This window comes from Citrobacter sp. wls827 (assembly GCF_005280875.1).
Lineage (GTDB): Bacteria > Pseudomonadota > Gammaproteobacteria > Enterobacterales > Enterobacteriaceae > Citrobacter > Citrobacter youngae.
In genome coordinates this window covers 216,464-236,500 of record NZ_SZWR01000021.1, presented here as the reverse complement: position 1 = coordinate 236,500, position 20,037 = coordinate 216,464, and the positions used below count along the sequence as shown (strand labels likewise).

Annotated in this window: 22 protein-coding genes and 2 pseudogenes; 16 read left to right on the top strand and 8 right to left on the bottom strand. The window is 51.6% G+C overall.

The annotated features are described in order from the left end of the window. Window positions 1–72 precede the first annotated feature (72 nt). Genes FDX03_RS18275 through fecE form a run of 4 tightly spaced genes read left to right on the top strand, consistent with a single transcriptional unit; the run spans window position 73 to window position 3,691 of the window. Window positions 73–975 carry a Fe(3+) dicitrate ABC transporter substrate-binding protein FecB gene (locus FDX03_RS18275; RefSeq protein ID WP_137346368.1) on the top strand — a complete coding sequence of 301 codons (903 nt, stop codon included), beginning with the start codon at window positions 73–75 and terminating at the stop codon, window positions 973–975. Next, window positions 972–1,970: an iron-dicitrate ABC transporter permease FecC gene (gene fecC / locus FDX03_RS18270; protein ID WP_137346367.1), complete on the top strand. Its 999-nt coding sequence runs from the start codon at window positions 972–974 to the stop codon at window positions 1,968–1,970. The genes FDX03_RS18275 and fecC overlap by 4 nt, the downstream gene beginning before the upstream one ends. Next, on the top strand, window positions 1,967–2,923 hold the full coding sequence (gene fecD, locus FDX03_RS18265) for a Fe(3+) dicitrate ABC transporter permease subunit FecD (protein ID WP_121584593.1): 957 nt from the start codon (window positions 1,967–1,969) through the stop codon (window positions 2,921–2,923). Before fecC ends, fecD begins: the two co-directional genes overlap by 4 nt. Then, entirely contained in the window at window positions 2,924–3,691 is a 768-nt protein-coding gene (gene fecE, locus FDX03_RS18260; protein ID WP_061067837.1) for a Fe(3+) dicitrate ABC transporter ATP-binding protein FecE, read from the top strand. Between the two features lie 200 nt (window positions 3,692–3,891). Here fecE and FDX03_RS18255 read toward each other — a convergent pair whose 3' ends face one another. Then, window positions 3,892–4,443 (bottom strand): TetR family transcriptional regulator, encoded by a 552-nt coding sequence (locus FDX03_RS18255; RefSeq protein ID WP_137346366.1) that lies wholly within the window; start codon window positions 4,441–4,443, stop codon window positions 3,892–3,894. A 124-nt stretch (window positions 4,444–4,567) separates the two neighbouring features. On the opposite strand from FDX03_RS18255, the gene FDX03_RS18250 reads away from it, so the two are divergent. The 4 genes from FDX03_RS18250 to FDX03_RS18235 all read left to right on the top strand — a co-directional run bounded on the left by FDX03_RS18250 (window position 4,568) and on the right by FDX03_RS18235 (window position 8,943). Further along, window positions 4,568–5,746 carry an MFS transporter gene (locus FDX03_RS18250; RefSeq protein WP_137346365.1) on the top strand — a complete coding sequence of 393 codons (1,179 nt, stop codon included), beginning with the start codon at window positions 4,568–4,570 and terminating at the stop codon, window positions 5,744–5,746. Between the two features lie 41 nt (window positions 5,747–5,787). Continuing rightward, on the top strand, window positions 5,788–6,597 hold the full coding sequence (locus tag FDX03_RS18245) for a Cof-type HAD-IIB family hydrolase (protein ID WP_137346364.1): 810 nt from the start codon (window positions 5,788–5,790) through the stop codon (window positions 6,595–6,597). 229 nt (window positions 6,598–6,826) lie between these two features. Further along, on the top strand, window positions 6,827–8,047 hold the full coding sequence (locus FDX03_RS18240) for an MFS transporter (RefSeq protein WP_137346363.1): 1,221 nt from the start codon (window positions 6,827–6,829) through the stop codon (window positions 8,045–8,047). Beyond that, window positions 8,047–8,943, top strand: a complete 897-nt coding sequence (locus FDX03_RS18235; protein WP_137346362.1) for a helix-turn-helix transcriptional regulator — start codon at window positions 8,047–8,049, stop codon at window positions 8,941–8,943. The genes FDX03_RS18240 and FDX03_RS18235 overlap by 1 nt, the downstream gene beginning before the upstream one ends. A gap of 527 nt (window positions 8,944–9,470) precedes the next feature. Here FDX03_RS18235 and FDX03_RS22855 read toward each other — a convergent pair. The 4 genes from FDX03_RS22855 to FDX03_RS18215 all read right to left on the bottom strand — a co-directional run bounded on the left by FDX03_RS22855 (window position 9,471) and on the right by FDX03_RS18215 (window position 11,716). Next, a complete protein-coding gene (locus tag FDX03_RS22855) occupies window positions 9,471–9,788 on the bottom strand; it encodes a hypothetical protein (protein WP_249357102.1) in 318 nt (105 codons plus the stop codon). 134 nt (window positions 9,789–9,922) lie between these two features. Continuing rightward, window positions 9,923–10,267 (bottom strand): carboxymuconolactone decarboxylase family protein, encoded by a 345-nt coding sequence (locus FDX03_RS18225; RefSeq protein ID WP_048211788.1) that lies wholly within the window; start codon window positions 10,265–10,267, stop codon window positions 9,923–9,925. Window positions 10,268–10,303: 36 nt separating this feature from the next. Next, complete coding sequence (locus FDX03_RS18220) at window positions 10,304–10,585, bottom strand: hypothetical protein (protein ID WP_048211789.1); 282 nt, start codon at window positions 10,583–10,585, stop codon at window positions 10,304–10,306. A 216-nt stretch (window positions 10,586–10,801) separates the two neighbouring features. Then, window positions 10,802–11,716, bottom strand: a complete 915-nt coding sequence (locus FDX03_RS18215) for a LysR substrate-binding domain-containing protein (RefSeq protein WP_061067835.1) — start codon at window positions 11,714–11,716, stop codon at window positions 10,802–10,804. A 176-nt stretch (window positions 11,717–11,892) separates the two neighbouring features. Here FDX03_RS18215 and FDX03_RS18210 point away from each other — a divergent pair, with 176 nt between their 5' ends. From FDX03_RS18210 to FDX03_RS18190, 5 genes and pseudogenes are all read left to right on the top strand, one after another. After that, complete coding sequence (locus tag FDX03_RS18210) at window positions 11,893–12,669, top strand: SDR family oxidoreductase (protein ID WP_061067834.1); 777 nt, start codon at window positions 11,893–11,895, stop codon at window positions 12,667–12,669. A gap of 48 nt (window positions 12,670–12,717) precedes the next feature. Then, a complete protein-coding gene (locus FDX03_RS18205; protein ID WP_226813999.1) occupies window positions 12,718–12,882 on the top strand; it encodes a hypothetical protein in 165 nt (54 codons plus the stop codon). A gap of 26 nt (window positions 12,883–12,908) precedes the next feature. After that, window positions 12,909–13,937: an alcohol dehydrogenase catalytic domain-containing protein gene (locus tag FDX03_RS18200; protein WP_137346361.1), complete on the top strand. Its 1,029-nt coding sequence runs from the start codon at window positions 12,909–12,911 to the stop codon at window positions 13,935–13,937. Window positions 13,938–13,941: 4 nt separating this feature from the next. Further along, window positions 13,942–15,147 (top strand): MFS transporter, encoded by a 1,206-nt coding sequence (locus FDX03_RS18195; protein ID WP_137346360.1) that lies wholly within the window; start codon window positions 13,942–13,944, stop codon window positions 15,145–15,147. A gap of 87 nt (window positions 15,148–15,234) precedes the next feature. Then, a pseudogene (locus tag FDX03_RS18190) lies at window positions 15,235–15,679 on the top strand (PLP-dependent transferase); the annotation flags it as partial. Here the strand turns inward: FDX03_RS18190 and FDX03_RS18185 are convergent. Next, the gene (locus FDX03_RS18185) at window positions 15,633–16,604 is read right to left on the bottom strand and encodes a LysR family transcriptional regulator (RefSeq protein ID WP_137346359.1); all 972 of its coding nucleotides are present in this window, start codon (window positions 16,602–16,604) and stop codon (window positions 15,633–15,635) included. The pseudogene FDX03_RS18190 and the gene FDX03_RS18185 sit on opposite strands and share 47 nt — an antisense overlap. A gap of 137 nt (window positions 16,605–16,741) precedes the next feature. Between FDX03_RS18185 and FDX03_RS18180 the strand changes: the two genes are divergently transcribed. Continuing rightward, window positions 16,742–17,233, top strand: coding sequence for a GNAT family N-acetyltransferase (locus FDX03_RS18180; RefSeq protein WP_115602095.1), 492 nt, complete (start codon window positions 16,742–16,744; stop codon window positions 17,231–17,233). 5 nt (window positions 17,234–17,238) lie between these two features. On the opposite strand, the gene FDX03_RS18175 is transcribed toward FDX03_RS18180, so the two are convergent. Beyond that, window positions 17,239–17,736 carry a GNAT family N-acetyltransferase gene (locus FDX03_RS18175; protein WP_048211796.1) on the bottom strand — a complete coding sequence of 166 codons (498 nt, stop codon included), beginning with the start codon at window positions 17,734–17,736 and terminating at the stop codon, window positions 17,239–17,241. Window positions 17,737–17,936: 200 nt separating this feature from the next. Between FDX03_RS18175 and FDX03_RS18170 the strand changes: the two genes are divergently transcribed. Continuing rightward, a complete protein-coding gene (locus tag FDX03_RS18170) occupies window positions 17,937–18,281 on the top strand; it encodes a DUF1294 domain-containing protein (protein ID WP_048211797.1) in 345 nt (114 codons plus the stop codon). A gap of 133 nt (window positions 18,282–18,414) precedes the next feature. Further along, window positions 18,415–19,269, top strand: a complete 855-nt coding sequence (locus FDX03_RS18165; RefSeq protein WP_137346358.1) for a DMT family transporter — start codon at window positions 18,415–18,417, stop codon at window positions 19,267–19,269. 285 nt (window positions 19,270–19,554) lie between these two features. On the opposite strand, the pseudogene FDX03_RS23595 reads toward FDX03_RS18165, so the two are convergent. Continuing rightward, a pseudogene (locus FDX03_RS23595) lies at window positions 19,555–20,037 on the bottom strand (NADPH dehydrogenase); the annotation flags it as partial.

The following is a 20,037-nucleotide window of genomic DNA, read 5'->3' as shown; positions in this document are numbered from 1 at the left end:
CCCGTTTACCCGGCCTGCATGCTGTTTTTGTCGGCCGGGTAAACGACGCGCCACTCGACACAGGCCATTCACATGTTCACATCACTACGCACGCTATTCGCCGCTCTGCTGCTGCTCACCGGCAACGCTTTTGCCGCCACGGTTCTTGACGAACATGGCACCTTTACGCTTGATAAAACGCCACAGCGGATCGTGGTGCTGGAACTGTCGTTCGCGGACGCACTGGCAGCCGTCGATGTTAGTCCAGTCGGCATTGCCGACGATAACGACGCCACGCGAATTCTTCCAGAAGTTCGCGCCCATCTTAAACCCTGGCAGTCTGTCGGTACGCGCGCGCAGCCGAGCTTAGAAGCCATCAGCGCGCTGAAACCGGATCTGATCATAGCCGACAGCAGCCGTCATGCGGGTATCTACAGCGCCTTGCAGCAAATCGCACCGGTGCTGCTGCTTAAGTCCCGCAATGAAACCTACGCTGAAAATCTGCAATCTGCGGCCATCATCGGCGAAGTTGTGGGCAAAAAGACACAGATGCAGTCACGTCTGGCGCAACACCAACAACAGATGTCAGCGTGGGCAAGCCAGTTGCCGAAAGGCACGCTGGTGTTATTTGGTACGTCCCGGGAGCAGCAGTTTAACCTTCACACGCAGGAGACCTGGACCGGGAGCGTATTGACCGCTCTGGGGCTGACGGTGCCGGCGGCAATATCCGGTGCGTCTATGCCGTCTATCGGCTTGGAGCAGTTGCTGGCGCTCAATCCTTCATGGCTGCTGGTCGCCCACTACCGCGAAGAGAGCATCGTCAAACGCTGGCAGCAGGACCCGCTGTGGCAGATGTTAACTGCGGTGCAAAAACAGCAGACGGCGTCGGTCGACAGTAACGCCTGGGCGCGGATGCGCGGCATTTTCGCGGCCGAACGCATTGCCAGTGACACGGTAAAAATCTTCCATCACCAGCCTTTATCCGATGTGAAATGACGGTTCTCAGACATCCAGCTCTGCTGTGGGGTCTTCCCCTTGCCGCGCTTATCACTCTCTTCTGGCTGAGTCTGTTTTGCTACTCGGCCATTCCTGTTTCTGACGTTGACGCCATTCACGCTCTGCTGCCGGGCCATACGCCCACGCTTGCACAAGCGCTGGTGCAAAACCTTCGTTTGCCGCGAAGCCTGGTCGCCATTCTGATCGGCGCGAGTCTGGCTCTCGCGGGAACGCTGCTGCAAACCCTGACGCATAATTCAATGGCATCCCCTTCGCTGCTTGGTATTAACAGCGGCGCGACGCTGGCGATGGCGCTGACCAGCGCTCTCAGCCCCGTGCCCGTTGCAGGTTACTCCATCGCCTTTATCGCCGCCTGCGGTGGCGGCGTAAGCTGGCTGCTGGTGATGACCGCTGGCGGCGGATTTCGCCACACCCAGGACCGAAACAAATTGATCCTCGCGGGCATCGCGTTCTCGGCGTTTTGCATGGCCCTGACCCGCATCACCCTGCTGCTGACGGAAGATCACGCTTACGGCATTTTATACTGGCTCGCGGGAGGCGTATCCCACGCACGCTGGCAGGAGTTCTGGCAGCTTTTCCCGATGGTGGCGGTTGCCCTGCCGGTGGTGTTGCTGCTGGCTAATCAACTGAACCTGCTTAACGTCAGTGACAGCACTGCCCGCACGCTGGGGGTGAATCTGCCAAAGCTACGTTTGATCATCAATATTCTGGTGCTGCTTCTGGTCGGTGCCTGCGTCAGCGTGGCTGGCCCGGTGGCGTTTATCGGCCTGCTGATGCCGCATCTGGCTCGCTTCTGGGTGGGATTCGATCAGCGCAAGGTTTTACCGATGAGCATGCTGATGGGCGCTACGCTGCTGCTGCTGGCAGATCTTCTGGCCCGAGCGCTGGCTTTTCCTGGCGAATTGCCTGCCGGGGCAGTAGTGGCGCTGATTGGCGCGCCCTGCTTTGTCTGGCTGGTCAGGAGGCGTGGATGAAAATTGCGTTAGTCATTTTCATCGCCCTCGCATTGACGGGATTTTCGGTTCTGTCTCTGCAAATGGGGGTGATCGCCGTTCCCTGGCGCGCCCTGCTGACCGACTGGCACACCGGGCGCGAGTATCATTACGTATTAACGGCGTACCGCCTGCCGCGATTGCTGCTGGCGCTGCTGGTCGGCGCAGCCCTCGCGGTGGCAGGCGTTCTGGTTCAAGGGATCGTGCGTAACCCTCTGGCATCGCCGGATATTCTCGGCGTAAATCATGCCGCAAGCCTGGCCTCTGTGGGCGCGCTGTTGCTCTTGCCGTCACTACCGGTAATTGCCCTGCCGCTGCTGGCCTTTGCCGGTGGCATGGCAGGCTTGATTCTGCTGAAAATGCTGGCGAACACCAGCCAGCCGATGAAGCTCGCGCTCACGGGTGTCGCGCTTTCTGCCTGCTGGGCCAGCCTGACGGATTACCTGATGCTTTCGCGCCCACAGGATGTCAACAGCGCCCTGCTGTGGCTGACCGGCAGCTTATGGGGACGTGACTGGAGTTTTGTGAAGGTTGCCGCCCCGCTGCTGATGTTGTTTCTGCCGCTGAGCCTGGTTTTTTGCCGAGATCTCGACCTCCTGGCATTGGGCGATGCGCGTGCCACCACGCTCGGGGTGTCGGTGCCGCGTACACGGTTTCAGGCTTTACTACTGGCGGTTGCCATGACGTCAACCGGCGTGGCCGTCTGCGGCCCGATTAGCTTTATTGGACTCGTGGTACCGCATATGGTGCGCACCATTACCGGTGGGCGTCACCGCTGGCTGCTGCCCGTTTCGGCCATGACGGGTGCATTGCTGCTGGTGGCGGCCGACCTGCTGGCGCGAATTATTCATCCCCCGCTGGAGCTTCCGGCTGGCGTGCTGACCGCCATTATCGGTGCGCCGTGGTTTGTCTGGCTGCTTGTGAGAATGCGATAAATGACATTACGAACTGAAAATCTGACGGTCTGTTACGGGACAAACAAGGTGCTTGACGGCGTATCACTCGCACTGCCTACGGGCAAGATTACTGCGCTACTTGGCCCTAACGGTTGTGGGAAATCGACGCTGTTAAACTGTTTTTCACGGCTGTTAATGCCGCAGTCCGGCACCGTATTTCTTGACGACAATCCCATCAATACGTTCTCATCGCGCCAGCTTGCCCGCCGGCTGGCGCTGCTGCCGCAGCATCATTTAACGCCAGAGGGGATCACCGTCCAGGAGCTGGTTTCCTACGGCCGCAACCCGTGGTTACCACTTTGGGGGCGTCTTTGTGCGCAAGACAATGCGCGGGTCAATCTCGCCATGAGCCAGACCCAAATCCATCATCTTGCCGACAGACGGTTAACCGATCTTTCTGGCGGCCAGCGCCAGCGCGCATTTCTGGCGATGGTCCTGGCGCAGGATACGCCCGTTGTCCTGCTCGATGAGCCAACGACCTATCTCGATATCAATCATCAGGTGGAACTGATGCGGTTGATGGGCGCACTCCGAGCCCAGGGGAAAACGGTAGTCGCAGTGCTGCACGACCTTAATCAGGCAAGCCGATACTGCGATCATCTGGTGGTCATGGCCAACGGACATGTGATGGCACAAGGCACACCCGAAGCAGTGATGAATCCTGGATTGCTGAGAAGCGTATTCAGCGTGGAAACGGAGATCCATCCCGAGCCGATATCTGGCAGACCAATGTGTGTGGTGAGGTAGATTGTACAGGTCGTATGCAGTAAACCTCGGCTAAACGAAACGGGAACTGTACCGCAGTGTCCTTCTGCCTGGCTCTGAATGCTTGCGATGAGCAATGCTCATCGTCCATCAACTTGTTTTAGAATGTCCGCTCTGTGCCAGAAGCGGACAGCGAAAAAATCAGTAGTGACATCCCTATGGCCAGCTTACAAATACAAAAATTATTGCGTTATTTTCATGACGATGTATTCAATATCTTCTCTGGAAGGTGGTGATTGATCGACTGAGCAGTGGATACTGTACCCCTCAAGCAGCGCATCAAGCCCATCAGCAGTGCGCTTGTCAAAAAATACCAGTAACCTTTCTCTTACCTGCTCCAGCCAGTTCAGCAATATCCTTCCCGGATCACCACCGCGGCCAGAAAATGCATACAGCTCATAGCAAAGCAAAAGGTTGCGCCGGGAAGCCCATCCTTCACCACAAATATGATCAACAACCGCTTTTACGGCATCTTCACGGCTTGTACAAAGGTCCATTTTTTCGGCAAAACAAATAAACATTTCATCGGCAAATTTGGCGAAGGATTCGCAAAGAAATGTTGTTCGATCTGTGAAGTGATAGGTCATAGATCCCAGAGGAACATCTGCCGCTGCGGCAACTCTTCGCAATGATGTTTCAGCAACTCCGTATTCGGCGATAACATCAAGTGCAATATCAAGAATTCTCTCACGTCTGTCTGGATCAAAGCGGCGTGCTGCGCGTTTCGGTTTCATCTTTATTCCTCAAAAGCAATGCAATACATATTGCTATGTACGATTGTACATAGCAATATGTACAAACGTACACATCGTTATGTACAATCGTACGTATCGGTAAATCACCAGACATGGAGTAGACATGAAAGAGCTGTATCGGATCCGAAGAGGTCTGTTTTGTTGTTTTCTGATCCTCGGATTTTCTATGGCGTCATGGATTGTAAGAACACCTTCAATACGTGATGTGCTAAATGCATCAACCGGGGAGATGGGTCTGATCCTTTTTGGTTTTTCTGTGGGTTCAATGACCGGCATTCTTATGGCGGGAAATGTGGCATGGCGCATAGGAACACCAAGAACGATTTTATCAGGCCTGCTACTGGCCCTTGGGGGACTGGCTGTTTTAGCTGGAGGAACTGTTCAGCTTTCGTCCTGGATTGCTGGATGCGGACTTGGCATGGTGGGGTTTGGTATGGCTATGTCTGAGGTAGCCGTGAATATTCAGGGCGTGCAGGTTGAAAGAGGCCTGAAAAAACCAGTGCTGCCCACACTGCATGGCTGCTACAGTCTGGGAACTGCGGCCGGGGCTGTGTGTGGTCTTGGTCTTGTTGGCTGGCAGGTACCCGTTGGCTGGCACATGCTCGTGACCAGCATAATCCTCCTGCCCGCAGTATTTTATGTCTACGCTTCAGTACAAACTTCTGCCGGCACCTTTGAAGACTCCGACACTAAACGTATTAGCGTCATGTCACTCGTACGTTCCGACCCTCGAATCCTGCTGGCAGGACTAATTGTACTTTCAGTGGCACTGGCGGAAGGGGCGGCTAATGACTGGCTTCCCCTGCTGATCGTAGATACACATTCAGTCCCGGAACAAATGGGTTCTCTGATTTTTGTTGCCTTCGCCTTAACCATGACTATTGGTCGTTTCTCCGGTACCGCAATTCTGGACCGCTATGGACCTGCTATCGTCATTCGTACATGCGGCATCATCGGTGCCCTGGGGATTCTGGGCGTTATTTTTTCTCCTAATCTTTGGATTGCTGGTGTGGCCGTTATTTTTTGGGCGATGGGGGCCGCACTGGGATTCCCTGTCGCTATGTCAGCCGGAGCGGCAAGTGGCAATTATCCAGCAATAAGAGTCAGCATTCTTGCCACCGTAGGGTATACCGCGTTTCTTGTTGGCCCACCTCTACTTGGATTTATTGGCGAACATGCTGGTTTGAGAATGTCCATGCTCCTTGTTGTTAGCATGCTTATTTTCCCGATTCTGCTTGCAAGGGTTCTACATCAGCCTGTTGAACCAGTTATGAATAATTAATTTTCTGTACATCCACCCCAATATTTGTGTGAGGAAGCATAATGAGTATCAAAGTCATTGCTGTAGACATGGACGGAACTTTTCTCGATAACAACAGTGAGTACGATCGAGTTCGCTTTCAGAAACAGTACAACGAGCTAAAGAAACGTGGTATTCGGTTCGTTGTGGCAAGCGGGAATCAGTATTATCAACTTGCTTCTTTTTTTCCGGATATCTGCGACGAAATTTCATTTGTAGCAGAAAATGGGGCGTTTGTACTCGAAGCCGGAGCGAAAATATTCAATGGGGAGCTGGATGCCGAAAGCGTTAAAAAAATAAATCGGATACTGGAAAACTATGACGGTATTGATTTTGTTGTCTGCGGGTTGAGAAGTGCATGGGTAAAAAAAGGTGCATCAGAGACATTTCTCCAGGTAATGAGAAAGTATTACCATTGCCTTGAGATCGTAGATAACTATGATGAAATAGACGATGTTATTTTCAAGTATGCGCTTAGCCTTGATGATGAAGCTATTCCTGCACTTTTCAAGAGCCTGGCAGCCCAACTCGGAGGGACTATGACTCCGGTAACCAGTGGGCATGGGTTCATGGATTTGATTATTCCAGGCACTCACAAAGCAAGTGGTATTCAGCGACTTCTAAATAAATGGAATGTGCACCATGATGAGGTTGCTGCTTTCGGAGACAGTGGGAACGATATTGAAATGCTGGCAATGACGAAATATTCATTCGCGATGGAGAATGCAACAAGTGCGGTTAAGAGTGTTTCTGGATATATAATTCCTCCCAATACACAAAGTGGAGTGCTTAAAATCATTGATGATATCCTGGAAGGTAATAAACCATTCTGATGTCATTTAAAAAAACACTCCCTCAATGCTATACAGACCCCGGCTAAAGAGAACTTATCTTTCCGGGGTTTAACCAATGCCATATAAATCGTTTTTTGCGTATGCAAACATATAAAATGTGAGAGCAATGCTCTGGCGCATTATCGATATAGATTGTCGTTGCATCGATTGGATGACAACCTGATTAACCGCAAAATAGGTACTTCTAATCTGTTTTGAGGCATTTCCAATGACGTTTTCCGTTGACCAGGATAAAACAAAAGGCATGACCCGGCATTCTTCATCTGACGTAACTGTACAGGATGAGAATAATCCTCTGTTGTCCAGAGCTAAATTGTCGACCCGACTTGCATTCTTCATCGGGGGATTTGGTATAGCAAGCTGGGCTCCCATGGTTCCATTCGCTCAACAGCGACTCCAGGCCGATTCTTCTTTGCTGGGAAGCATACTTCTTTGTCTCGGGCTTGGTGCATTAGTTGGCATGCCAGCATGTGGCGGGCTAGTTGCAAGAAAAGGCCCAGGGGTTGCGGTCATCTCAGGGGCTATTGGACTAATTATCTCCTTGCCACTGCTTGCGAGCGTGGCGAGTCCCTGGGCTATGGCTCTAAGTTTGTTGCTTCTTGGCGCGTCCGTTGGTGCCGTGGATGTTGCAGCAAATATCCATGGTACAGAGGTACAGAGTGCAGCAGGGACCCCCTTGATGTCGGGATTTCATGGTCTTTACAGTATTGGAGGGTTGTGCGGAGCCAGCGGGATGACTCTGGCAATTGCTGCGGGCCTGAGTGTCACTATGGCCGCATGTATCGCTTCTGGCTTGATCCTGATTGCGGTCATTCTTGCGGCATCCGGATTTCTTACTATCACTACGGATGTTCATCATCCTGTTATTGTTATTCCACGGGGGATCGTCATCACGATTGGTTTGCTCTTGTTTGCCATTTTTATGGCTGAAGGTGCAATACTGGACTGGGGAGGCATCCTTCTGACCCAGATCAAAGGAGTTGATGTATCCCTTTCTGGCGCTGGCTACACCATCTTTGCTTTGGCTTTAACAGTCAGCAGACTTGTCGGGGATATGCTTGTTGCCCGACTCAGCAGTCGGATTGTGCTCATTGCAGGTATTTTTCTTACAGCCATAGGGATAATCGTTGCGACAATCGCAACGCAATTTGTTGCTATTTTCGGGGGGATTGCAATAGCTGGTCTTGCAGCAGGGAATGTTGTTCCGATCCTCCTGACACTTTCAGGACAGCAAAAAACGATGCCAGCAACTGTTGCAATTGCTGCAACCAGTACGCTTGGATACATGGGAATCCTCATGGGGCCAGCGCTGATAGGCTATATCTCACATTATATCGGACTGGAATTCTGTCTTATTCTTCTCGGAGTCCTGACTTTTTTAACTATTTTTATGGTGCCTTCTGTTTATGCCAGTTTAAATAAGGAGTAATGGAATTATTTATCTGTAAGGATAAAAAACTATGTTTTTCAACGATATGTGGATTGTTCTTAATTGCCTTTTTTAAATATCCTCTTACCCGATTCAGTAAGGTAAAAGCCATGGTGGAACTGTTTAGACCAATTGGTAGTGAGGTGGATAACTTCCCCCCAGTAGTTGGTCGAGTTGATTTTTCAGAGCCGGAGAGCGTTCATCAGCACTGCCATGAAAGACATCAACTTAGCTACGCTATATCTGGTGTTTTACATATCACAACGCATGCTGGTGAATGGGTCTTACCACCCAGCCGGGCGTTATGGATCAAAGCAGGGGTATCACATTCTTCAGAGGTGAAAAGGCCAGCACAAATCAGGACTCTCTATATTGATCCCGCTGCTTATCCATTTCCTGGAAAAAGCGAATGTCTGGCGCTAGAGGTGACACCACTGGTCAGAGAACTTATTCTTGCCTGTGCTGCTTTTCCCTGGAATAGACCAGCTGACTCCGCCGAAAACCGGCTTGGACAATGCCTCGTCGACCAATTGCAGGTTCTTGGTTCCGCTCCTGTAAATATTCCAATGCCCGCCGATATGCGGGCGCTGCGGGTGGTGGAGATCCTGCAAAAAGACCCCGGCAACAAACTATCTCTTCGGGAACTAGCCCTTCACGCCGGGGCCAGTTCACGTACCATTGAGCGGATTTTTAAGACGCAGACAATGATGAGTTTCAGGGCGTGGCGTACGCGCTATCGTCTGATATGTGCGGTTGAGAGACTGGCATATGGGGAAAGCATAGCGAATGTTGCATTTGACGTTGGTTATGAGTCCGCATCCAGCTTCGTTTACGCATTCCGTTGCCTCTTTGGGACAACGCCCGCGAAATATTTTCAGACTTCAAAATTCTCATGATTTATAGCCGGCAAAAGGATGAAGCAATGAACCATGGTTATTCATGCTGAATGTCCGCTCTTCGCTCTCAGCGGACCTTCAGCTAAGTCAGCTTGTCCGCATTGTGCCAGGAGCGGACGCTTCAGAAGCCAGCTCTTTTTAAAAGCTGACGCATTATCGAACCGGATACTCTGTTTTCAACAACCCATCTCCTGCTCGGATGGTAGCCCCCATTTTCGCGGGTTATTTCTGTTGTAGCCAGCGCTGAACGCCCGTTAATGCAGAGTCAATTGCGCCTGTCAGATAGCCCGGGAACTGCGGCGACCATTCACTGGCAATACCTGTTATCTCACCGGACAATTCTCCCCTGGCGGAAAGTTGCTCAGGTATTACGTGACTGACTTCCTGCTGGAGATCAAATTCCGTTGCAGAAACGGATCGGCCGCCCAGTCTTTTATATACTCAGCTTCGGGCTCTACCGCATCCTGCCCAAATAAGCGTACGAGCGGCTCCCGACAAAGGCTTTTGAGAACAGCATCGCTGACAGTTCATCTCGATTTTGCAAGTACGCCAGTAAAACCAAAAATCGCCGTTTTACCCGAATCTGGCTCGGATACGTCGTGGATCTCTGCTCCGCCAACATGCGGCGCACAGAAAATCCGCGCGTCTGGGGCAAGCTTCTGAAGCAGCACTGTTTCTGAGGTGCCAGAGAATAAAGCGAAGACTTGTCTTTGCGGCTGACCATGCCAGTTAGCCGCCTTCTGCGTATATAACCTGAGCGGCTGGCGTGCATCGGCAGACATCTGGCGCAGCTTGACGAGAAGGGTTGCGCGTACCTGCTTGCGACCAATCCGGTCAAGCATCATGCGCTCAACCCAGGGCTAGGGTGAAAATATCCATTGATAATCATCCGGGGTAATGATCACGCGCTGCGAAAAATCATAATTCAGTAACATCATAATCAGTGATTAGACGGCCCCACGCGGAGCCGTGTGCAGGCCTATTTGTTCGGCAGATTATCGTACACATCCAGTGCGCGCGCGGTATACGTCAGCGCGGCGCCGGTGTTCAGGTTTATGGCAACCGCCAGCGCTTCGGCGATCTCTTCGCGCGTGGCACCGTACTTAACAGCAGCATCCACATGAACGGCCAGGCAACCGTCGCAGCGGGTGGTTACGGCCACGGCCAGCGCAATCAGTTCATGGGTTTTGGGATCGAGGTGCTTGCTTTCTGACGCACCTTTATCCATCTGCTGAAAGCCTTTCATAAACTCAGGCTGCAGTTTGGCAAATTTGTCGATGGTGGCGAGCAGGCCACTGCGATATTCATTCCAGTTTAAGAACATTCAAAACTCCGGTTGTTGTTTGTCTCAGAAAAGTTATTAAATGACGTCGAAAATACGCACGTCAGGCGCACTGTTTAAATACGGTTTTAATCCGGCAACGACATCCTGCGTAAACAGCAGGCTGTTAAGGTATGCCTGCGCCTGCGCAACGGTCGTAAAACCGTGCAGCACCTGGACGTCTTCGTCGCGGACAAGCAGCTCTTTAGAGGTGGCACCCTCAATGGTGGTCAGAAACGGAGTTTTGTATTTCTGGTATACCTCAGCGGCTGCCGCACGGTTTTCATTACTGATATTCAGGGTGATTTGCAGATAAGCCATCGTTCTCTCCTTCGTTCAGGGTTGAAGTAATACGCCCGTTTAAAAAACCGGTCTGTATTACCTTTCGTTGAGGGCGATTATCAGAAAGCCAGACAGCTTCAACAAATCAGATAATCTTGCGAAGCAGAAAAGAAATTCTATGTCGTGAATTGTCGTGGTATAAGCACTACGCACCCGACGTGATTGCCGGGGCAGCGTAATGCCTGAGGGGGCAGTTTATGAACGGTCTGAGACGACATCCTGAAGAAGCCAGTCATGGAAAACGTTGACTTCATCACGCATAACTTTTTGTTGCGGGGTGACCAGATAATAGGACCATTTGAGCGGCCAACGGCGATCGGGGTGCAGCTGAACCAACTGACCGGTTTCGATAAGCTGCTTCACCAAAGCGTAACGAACGATGGCCACGCCCCTGCCGCTCAGGGCCGACAGGATGACCGCTGAGGTGGAGTTAATATGCAGCCCGCTATCCAGCGCTTCGGGTGCACCGACCGCCATCAGGACAGCATCCCATGACGGAAAATCCGCCCCAGGATGCGGCGTGTCATCGTGAATGAGTTTTTGCGTGGCGAGCCATTCACGGCAGGCCATTTTCCCGGGCGGCACCAGGCGCGGACTGCAGACCAGCACCGCTTCTTCATCCATCAGCCAGGTTTTATGCACGCCTGGCCAGTCGCCCTGTCCGCAGCGAATACCGATGTCCGCCTCGCCGTGCGACACATCCATCAGTTTTTCCGTGACGTTAAGCCGCAGATTGATATTTTCGTGCGTTTCCGAAAACCGGTTCAGGCGATCCATCAGCCAGTTCATCATCAGCACCTGCGATGCTGTCACCACCACCACCGAACGCGAGCGGCGACCGCGAAGCTTGTTTAACCCGGTTTCGAGTTTGTCCAGTCCCTGCGTGATGTCCTGTAGCGCCTCCTCCGCTTCGTCAACCAACGTCAGCCGCTCTTTTCCGGAGCGGGTGCGGTGAAGAAGCGGGTGTCCGACCCAGTCTTCCAGCGAGCGAACCAGTTGGCCTACTGCAGCGGGCGTAACGCCAAGCTCCTGTGCCGCGCCGGTAAAGCTGCCGTGCCTGGCGGTGGCTTCAAAAGCGTGCAGCCATTTAAGTCGGTTTAGCGATCGCATTGTGGAAATCCTGATTCATTATTTTTCTCAGTATACGCCAGCGAGAAAGATTTTCTTTCCTGAGTCGCAATTTCTTCTCAGTCGTCAATCAGGCGTCCGGGTGGCATTCTGATTTCACACGATGAGGAGTACGGCTTTTCATCAATAACAACCATATGAATTCAAAGAGGTTAGCGATGAACGCATCTTTTGCCGGTAAAAAACTGTTAGTGGTCGGTGGTACAAGCGGTATGGGCTTCGAAACGGCGAAGCTGGTTCTGAAAAACGGCGGCAGCGTTGTGCTTGTTGGCAATCGTCAGGACAAAGCCGGGCAGGCCCGCCAGGCGCTGGCTGCGGATGGTCAGGTTTCTATCATCGTTGCCGACCTGATGAAAGAAGAAGGGATGCAGCATGTGGTAGACACCATTAATGCCGAACACAAAGATATCAGCCTGCTGGTCAATGCGGCTGGCGTGTTTTTCCCAAAACCCTTCACCGAACATGAAGCGTCAGACTATGACATGTATATGAGCATTAACCGCGCAACGTTCTTTATTACCCGTGACGTGGTGCGCAATATGGTTGATGCTGGGATTAAAGGCTCCATCGTGAATATCGGCTCCATGTGGGCACAGCAGGCGATTGGTGCCACGCCGTCTTCAGCCTATTCGATGGCCAAAGCCGGTCTGCACGCGCTGACTAAAAACCTGGCCATTGAGCTGGGTGAAAAAGGGATCCGCGTGAATGCGGTTTCTCCGGCCGTTGTTCACACTCCTATTTACGAAGGCTTCATTCCGAAAGACGACGTAAAAGATGTGATGAACAGCTTTGACAGCTTCCATCCGATCGGACGCGTGGGTACGCCAGTCGACATCGCGGAAACTGTGGCTTTCCTGCTTTCTGAAAAAACTGGCTGGGTCACCGGCGCTATCTGGGATATTGATGGCGGTGTGATGGCTGGCCGTAACGCCTGAAGACCGCGCCGGACGCTCTGCCAGCCGTATTCCGGAGGTTCCGCTCCGTTGGCACTTCAAAACCATGTTATCGATTCCGATGAACCGGTTTCGCTGGGTGGCGAGGGACTGGCTCCTGATCCGCGGGAATTAATGCTCGCTGCGTTTAATGCCTGTATGACGGCCGTCTTTGTTCAGGAAGCCAGGGCTAAAGATCTCGCACTTGCCATCTGATAATCCCTATTATATCGGTGCCATTTATGAATAAAAAATACCGCGCGATGCAGATCGTTGCCCCCGGTGTGCTGGAAATGACAAAGCGGCCGATACGCGCTCCCGGCCCGGATGAGGTGCTTATCAAAATTGAAGCATGCGGAGTATGCGGTGCCGATCTCCGGGACGCGGAAAGAGCGCCGCAGGAGGGCCAACCCGGCCGTATACCGGGACATGAAATCGTCGGGTTTATTGCCCGCAAGGGGAACAGGGTACCCGATATCTGGCAATGCGGTCAGCGCGTAGGCGTCGGCCGACTGGGTGGGTATTGTCAGCACTGCAAACCTTGCCGCAGAGGGCTTTTTCATCTCTGTGAAAATCAACTGACGCCGGGCCTCAGCTGCGATGGCGGCTACGCAGAGTACGTTGTCATGCGACATACCGCGCTGATAGCAATTCCCTCCGCGCTCTCTTCCGTGCATGCAGCCCCGATCCTTTGCGCCGGTACCGCTACCTTCAACGCACTGCGTAATTCAGGCGCAAGAGCGGGCGACAGAGTGGCTGTTCTCGGAGTGGGTGGGCTTGGCCACATGGCTGTTCAGTACGCCCGTAAAATGGGTTTTGAGGTGACTGTGATTGCACGGGGTAGCGAAAAAGAACGCGCGGCCTTTAAGCTGGGTGCGCATCACTACATCAATACACTTGAGGAAAATGCATCAGAACGCCTGAAAAATGACGGCGGTGTGGATTTTATCGTGGCAACTGCACCGGCTTCAGAAACGGTTTCAGCCCTCTTGTCCGCCCTCTCCCCCCAGGGTAAAACAATCTTGCTGGGTACAGGACAAAAGCCGCTGCAGGTCTCGCCGGGTATGATGATCGGCGCTGAACGCACCTTGACAGGCTCCTTCGTCGGCACACCGGCGCAAACCGAGCGCGCACTGCAGTTCAGCCACCTCTTTCAGACGTTGCCCATCACAGAGATGTTGCCATTTGAACGGGCAAATGAGGCGCTCAACAGACTTAAGCAAGGTCTGGCGCGATACAGGATAGTGCTCACCATGAATCAGGATAATTAATCACATGTCCGCAGAACATTTCCTGCACGTTGCAGACCAGAGAAATAATATCATTCGCCTGTCGGCCGCGCAGGCCCTCGCGGGTGCCAACTCTGTCGTCTTTTATGCCACTGGCGCAATTGTGGGTAACGCCCTCGCTCCCGGCAGCTCGCTGGCTACACTTCCCATCACCATGTTTGTTCTGGGGATGGCAGGCTGTATCCTGCCGTTAGGCTCATTAGCGCGTAAAAATGGCCGTAAAAGCGCATTTATGGTCGGAACCGGGGCGGGTGTCTTGACTGGACTGACCGCCGCCCTGGCCGTCGTGATTGGCTCATTTATATTGTTCTGCATTGCCGCCTTCATGGGCGGAGCCTATGCAGCCGTTGCGCTCAGCTTTCGTTTTGCGGCAACCGACGGCGTCACGCCAGAACGTCGCGCCCGGGCCCTGTCGCTGGTGATGGGAGGCGGCGTGGTTGCCGGCGTGATTGGCCCGATGCTGGTTTCAGGCACGATGCACCTCTGGCCGCCTCATACCTTCGCCGTCACGTTCCTCGCGCAGGCGCTCGTGGCCGTTATTTCGGCATTCATACTTAAAGGCGTAAAAACCGCAGAACCTACCTGTGCGATAAAAACGGGTGGGCGGCCTTTACGCGAAATTGCCCGTCAGCCAGGGTTTGCCAGAACCGTATTCAGCGGTGCGGTAACCTATATGGTGATGAACTTCCTGATGACGGCTGCACCACTCTCGATGCACATGCACGGCATCTCTCAACAGGCGTCCAATCTCGGTATCCAGTGGCACGTTATTGCCATGTACGGTCCGGGTTTCTTCACTGGCAAATTAATTAACCGCTTTGGAGCCATGCGTATCGCTGCTGCGGGTTTGCTTATCACTGCATGCTCTGTCCTCGCCGGACTCGGTGGAACCGATATTTTTCACTACTGGTTGTCGCTGATTTTGCTGGGTCTCGGCTGGAATTTTGGCTTCACCGGCGCATCGGCGAAGATCATTGAATATCATCGTCCAGAAGAGAAAACCCAGGTCCAGTCCCTGAACGATTTTGTGGTATTTGGGGTTATGATTGTAGGGTCATTTTCTTCAGGTGCTCTACTCAGCCTCTACGGCTGGAACTCCGTCCTGTGGGGGGCCCTTGTTCCCGTCGGTCTTGCGTTTGTAGGTATTGTTAACGAGTTGCGGGCAAAAAAGCAGGATAAATTAACTTTCTGACCCAGTTTTGTCTGCTATCTGGAAGCGGGTTACGTTGATGTAAAAAGTATCTAAAGCCCAACATCAACGGGCATGATTTTGGGCATACTTGCCATGTTACCGGGTGCAGAAGACTGTTTCTTTGCCTTACATGGTTTAAGAACGTTGCATATTCGCTGAAAGAAGCGGAAGCACTGGCAATTGCTCACTGGCTTGCAGAACAACCTGAAGTCAAAACGGTACTCCACCCCGCAATGCCGGATTGTCCGGGACATGAAATATGGGAGCGAGACCCTACGGGATCGTCAGGGCTGTTCTCTATGGTGCTTGATCCCGTACACGCATGCTAAATGACATGCAGCTGTTCGGAATGGGGTATTCCTGGGGCGGTTTTGAAAGCCTGATTATTCCTTTCGGCTGCCGGGAATATCGAACTGCGACAACCTGGCACAAGAAGGGAGAACCCCTTCGGCTCCAGATTGGCCTGGAAAATCCGGATGACCTGATCACCGATCTGGGTCAGGGGTTTGATCGGCTGCATTCATTGACGTAATCGGGTTTTGCGGCTCGCAAACCTGTAAAATTTGCTCTTTCATCCATAAATGTCCAGGGGAGTTACTGAGCTGTGGGCTGTAATAAGCCTTCAGAATATACTGGGGTGTTGGGAATGGAGGAGTAAACACCACAAGATTTTTCATATCAAAAACAGATGAGATGCCCCGCTTGGGCAGCGTGATGACCAGATCAGTATTTGAAACAATGAGCGGGGCAATCATCAGACTTGGTAATTCAACAACAATTCGGCGGCGTACCTGCTGACTTTCCAGATAACGGTCAATAGCCCCCCGGGATTCCAGCCATGGGCGTACCACCACGTGTCCGGCGTTAAGATAGCGCTCATGGGTAAGGGAATCATAAATTTCAGGGTGACCACGTCGCACCGCAACCACGTAATCATCAGTAAAGCAGGTAATGGACTCAATACCGCGCCGGGGATTTTTCTGCTCTTCTTCAAAACCAAGAGCAAAATCAACTTTGCCCGAAAGCAGATCTTCATCGGCGTTAAAATCGCGTGAGTAGATAAGCTTAATGGTAATACCCGGCGCGAGGCTGTTAACTCTCGCGATCAGGCCTGGCAGGATCACAGCGGCCGTGTAGTCCGTGGCGGCAAAAGTAAACGTCTCCCGGCTTTTTTCCGGCTCAAAGTGTTCAGGCTCATGTAGGCAAGTCGAGAGACTGTTCAGAGCGGCGGAAACGTTGGCGGCAATGCTCTCTGCTTTTGACGTTGGCACCATGCGTCCGCCAGTGCGCACAAATAAGGGATCATCCAGTGAGGCACGTAAGCGATTGAGCGCATGACTCAGCGCCGACGGACTTAGCGCCATTTCATTAGCGGCCTCCGTTACGCTCCCATGCCGATAAAGAGAATCGAAGATAAGCAATAAATTCAGATCGGTCTTGCGCAACGTCGACACCATGGTTCTTTTTTCCGGGTGAAATTTGAAAATAGTGATTAATGAATATTGTACATTTTATTTTTGCATAAAATGCAGCGAAAGCATGATTGAAAAAAGATAGTATATTTCCAACAAAATGATTCTGAAGAGGCAAAACTATGTCTACCCCTGTATTCCGTCAGGCCACTGCCGCCGATGTCGATCGTTGCTATGATATTGAAATCACATCCTACGAAGGGGATGAAGCCGCAACGCGCGAGAAAATAGCTACCCGTATTAACCGCTATCCGGAAGGTTTCCTGTGTATGGAGCTGAACGGCGACGTTATTGGTTTCATCAATGCAGGCTGCGCATGGGAAGTCGTGATGTCTGATGAAGAATTTAAAGAACTGGTTGGACACGATCCGGATGCACCTAATGCCGTGATTATGTCTGTCGTAGTTCACCCGGATTATCAGGGCAAAGGATACTCGTCGTTGCTGATGCGTGAATTCGTGGCGCATATGAAAGCAATGAACAAAAAAACAATCCACCTGTTGTGTAAAGATCGCCACGTCGATCTGTATGCTCATTTTGGTTACCAGTATATGAAACCGTCAGAGTCAGACCACGGTGGTATGGCCTGGCATGAAATGATGATGACACTCTGATTTAACTATCCAGACACGACTCTTTTTCTTTTCATCTGTTTCGCCAAATATTTACGCATCAGTGCATTTTGTAGTGTCACGCCACGACACACAGGGAAACCTCGTTCCACGACATGAAAGCCGTGTCGTAGAAAGAACGCTTCCGCAGCCTTACTGACATTTGAAGTAAGTTCACCCATTCCACGTTGTCTGGCTTCTTCATGAATGCGGTCCATCAGTAGCGTCCCTACGCCCTGTCTCGGGTAGACTCCCGAGACATAGAAATGGTCAATGTACCCATTTGGCTGAACATCCGCATATCCAGCTATTTCACCATCCACTTCAACAACAAAGGGACGTAGTGCCCTCATGCGATTAGTCCAGTGATCCGGGTCGATATCTGACGGGGCCCAGGCATCTATTTGTTCATGTGTGTAATAGTGGGATGCGAGGGTATGTACAGAAGATAAGAAAACGCTGAGTAACGAAATCTCATCTCCATTCTTGAACCTTCTGATTTTCATAAAACCTCGTTATGAGCGTGGCTGGTAGAACAATATCATTACTTTTCATAATGTTCTATTTTATAGACTGGACATGCGACCCCGACATTTTCTGTATCAAAATCTGGATAACCCTGGCTTCCAGGAATCTACATATCCATTTATCGGTGTCGGTTCTGGGTTAAGATAATCGCCTCTCCGTTCCGGCTGTGGTTAATGAGATGAATCTCAATCGCTATTGTTATTTGCTACTGGTCTGCGCTGCGGTCAGTAGCCTTTTTGCCCCACATCCGTTGCTGATATGGGGCCTGCTCGCCAACATATTGACGCTGGCGATTTACGGCGTGGACAAAATGGCAGCGCGTAAGGCCTGGCGCAGAGTGCCGGAATCCACGTTGCTGGTATTTGGCGCTGTGGGCGGATGGGCTGGAGCCATTGTCGGCCAACAACTCTTTCACCATAAAACACAAAAGCAGCCCTTCAAAACTTACTTCATCATCAGTGTGATATTAAGTACCTCCGCTATGGTGGCCGTGTATCAGTTCTTTCCATTCTCACTTTCCTGAGCATCATTTAGGGATAGCGCCAGCCCCTGTGCAACGTTATCGTGTTGGATTATAAACAAAAGCATCGTTAGCATGTCTGTCCTGATGTACGCACTCTATACTCTGCAACAGATCGTCAACATTAAGGATGGGTATGAAAAAGCTGTTGCTGGTTCTCCTGGTGCTAACTGCATTTGCAGCCAATTCTATCCTCTGTCGTATCGCCTTAAAGAATGGGTATTCAGATCCTGAAACGTTCAGCGTGCTGAGATTACTCGGTGGTGCAGTAATGCTGTTTTTCTGGCATATAGCCCGGGGTAAACTGAAAGAAATACGCTGGAAAATCATCGATGCCCTGTTGCTGTGTGCCTATGTATTATTTTTCTCAATCGCGTATGTGCAGCTCAATACCGCAACAGGCGCATTACTGCTGTTTGGCGCAGTGCAGATCTGCATGATTGGCTGGGGATTAATAAAAGGTGAAACACTTAGCGGATACAAAGCCACCGGGATCGTTATTGCCATCGGGGGGATCATTATGCTGCTGCTCCCCGGCGCAACAGCTCCCCCTTTGATACCCGCCCTGACGATGGTTGTTTCAGGCATGGCATGGGGAGCTTACTCTGTGCGTGGGAAAAATATCCTCTCTCCTGCCGGGACGACTGCAGGAAATTTCATTCTGAGCCTTCCGGTTATTTTCATCCTGAGTTTGGTACGACAGGAGCCCGTGCATACTGACGCCAACGGCGTCATCCTTGCCCTGCTCTCCGGCGGACTGGCTTCTGGTGTGGCTTACGTACTTTGGTACCAACTTGTTGCCACTATGTCTTCAGCAACCGCCAGCACGCTGCAGTTGAGCGTGCCCTGTATTGCTGCGGTAGGTGGAGTGCTATTTCTTGGCGAATTGCCTGATTTGAGAATTCTGGTTTGCACACTGATCGTTCTGGCTGGCATAGCCATTGTTATTTCATCCGATCGAACACAGAGTAAGAAATCAGCACAGGGATAACGTTGAGGAGTCACAGCACTGTGCTTCGGTGTTTTGACTCACAGCCAGGAGCGGACGTTGATATGATTTGATGAGTATATTTATGGAATTAATTTTATCTTTGATTTTTAAGGTTTTTACCATCCGCAATACAAAATCAGATGTTCTCAATAAAAAAACCCCTGCGTCAGCATGCAGGGGCAATAGGAAAGCACTTCTGTTTTTTTAACTATGAGGGTTACAACAAAGGGTCTATTGGTACAGATACAGCATTACAACCGTGCAGGGCCGATGAAGTAGCTGTTATTATTGCTCTACAGTGCTTGCCAGGTCAGCTGCCGGCAGTCGCGGCTGAGAACGCTGCCAGCCAGAACCATAGCGGGTGTACTGTGCAGGAACGGGGAGTACAACGTTCAAATCGTCTGCTGCAGTACGCGCCCAGAACGGATCCTTCAGCATATCCCGGCCAACAAGAATGATATCTGCTCGGCCATTCTGCAAAATTTCTTCTGCCTGACGACCTGTTTCGATCAGACCTACAGCCCCGGTTTTAATATCCAACTCCCTTCGTAGTAGCTCGGCTGCAGGGACCTGATAATTTGGGTAAGTGTTTACCTGTACCATCGCAATTCCGCCGCTTGAACAGTCAATCAGATCAATACCTTGTTCTTTCATCCAGTTGCCGTAGATCAAGAAGTCTTCCGGACGGTTTCCGCCTTCAACATAATCGGTTGAAGAGATACGCAGAAACAATGGGCCTTTCCACTCGCTGCGCACGACGTCAATGAC

Coding starts and splice junctions, on each gene's coding strand:
- FDX03_RS18275 (WP_137346368.1), top strand. CDS start 73: ATGTTCACATCACTACGCACGCTATTCGCCGCTCTGCTGCTGCTCACC.
- fecC (WP_137346367.1), top strand. CDS start 972: ATGACGGTTCTCAGACATCCAGCTCTGCTGTGGGGTCTTCCCCTTGCC.
- fecD (WP_121584593.1), top strand. CDS start 1,967: ATGAAAATTGCGTTAGTCATTTTCATCGCCCTCGCATTGACGGGATTT.
- fecE (WP_061067837.1), top strand. CDS start 2,924: ATGACATTACGAACTGAAAATCTGACGGTCTGTTACGGGACAAACAAG.
- FDX03_RS18255 (WP_137346366.1), bottom strand. CDS start 4,443: ATGAAACCGAAACGCGCAGCACGCCGCTTTGATCCAGACAGACGTGAG.
- FDX03_RS18250 (WP_137346365.1), top strand. CDS start 4,568: ATGAAAGAGCTGTATCGGATCCGAAGAGGTCTGTTTTGTTGTTTTCTG.
- FDX03_RS18245 (WP_137346364.1), top strand. CDS start 5,788: ATGAGTATCAAAGTCATTGCTGTAGACATGGACGGAACTTTTCTCGAT.
- FDX03_RS18240 (WP_137346363.1), top strand. CDS start 6,827: ATGACGTTTTCCGTTGACCAGGATAAAACAAAAGGCATGACCCGGCAT.
- FDX03_RS18235 (WP_137346362.1), top strand. CDS start 8,047: ATGGAATTATTTATCTGTAAGGATAAAAAACTATGTTTTTCAACGATA.
- FDX03_RS22855 (WP_249357102.1), bottom strand. CDS start 9,788: ATGATGCTTGACCGGATTGGTCGCAAGCAGGTACGCGCAACCCTTCTC.
- FDX03_RS18225 (WP_048211788.1), bottom strand. CDS start 10,267: ATGTTCTTAAACTGGAATGAATATCGCAGTGGCCTGCTCGCCACCATC.
- FDX03_RS18220 (WP_048211789.1), bottom strand. CDS start 10,585: ATGGCTTATCTGCAAATCACCCTGAATATCAGTAATGAAAACCGTGCG.
- FDX03_RS18215 (WP_061067835.1), bottom strand. CDS start 11,716: ATGCGATCGCTAAACCGACTTAAATGGCTGCACGCTTTTGAAGCCACC.
- FDX03_RS18210 (WP_061067834.1), top strand. CDS start 11,893: ATGAACGCATCTTTTGCCGGTAAAAAACTGTTAGTGGTCGGTGGTACA.
- FDX03_RS18200 (WP_137346361.1), top strand. CDS start 12,909: ATGAATAAAAAATACCGCGCGATGCAGATCGTTGCCCCCGGTGTGCTG.
- FDX03_RS18195 (WP_137346360.1), top strand. CDS start 13,942: ATGTCCGCAGAACATTTCCTGCACGTTGCAGACCAGAGAAATAATATC.
- FDX03_RS18185 (WP_137346359.1), bottom strand. CDS start 16,604: ATGGTGTCGACGTTGCGCAAGACCGATCTGAATTTATTGCTTATCTTC.
- FDX03_RS18180 (WP_115602095.1), top strand. CDS start 16,742: ATGTCTACCCCTGTATTCCGTCAGGCCACTGCCGCCGATGTCGATCGT.
- FDX03_RS18175 (WP_048211796.1), bottom strand. CDS start 17,736: ATGAAAATCAGAAGGTTCAAGAATGGAGATGAGATTTCGTTACTCAGC.
- FDX03_RS18170 (WP_048211797.1), top strand. CDS start 17,937: ATGAATCTCAATCGCTATTGTTATTTGCTACTGGTCTGCGCTGCGGTC.
- FDX03_RS18165 (WP_137346358.1), top strand. CDS start 18,415: ATGAAAAAGCTGTTGCTGGTTCTCCTGGTGCTAACTGCATTTGCAGCC.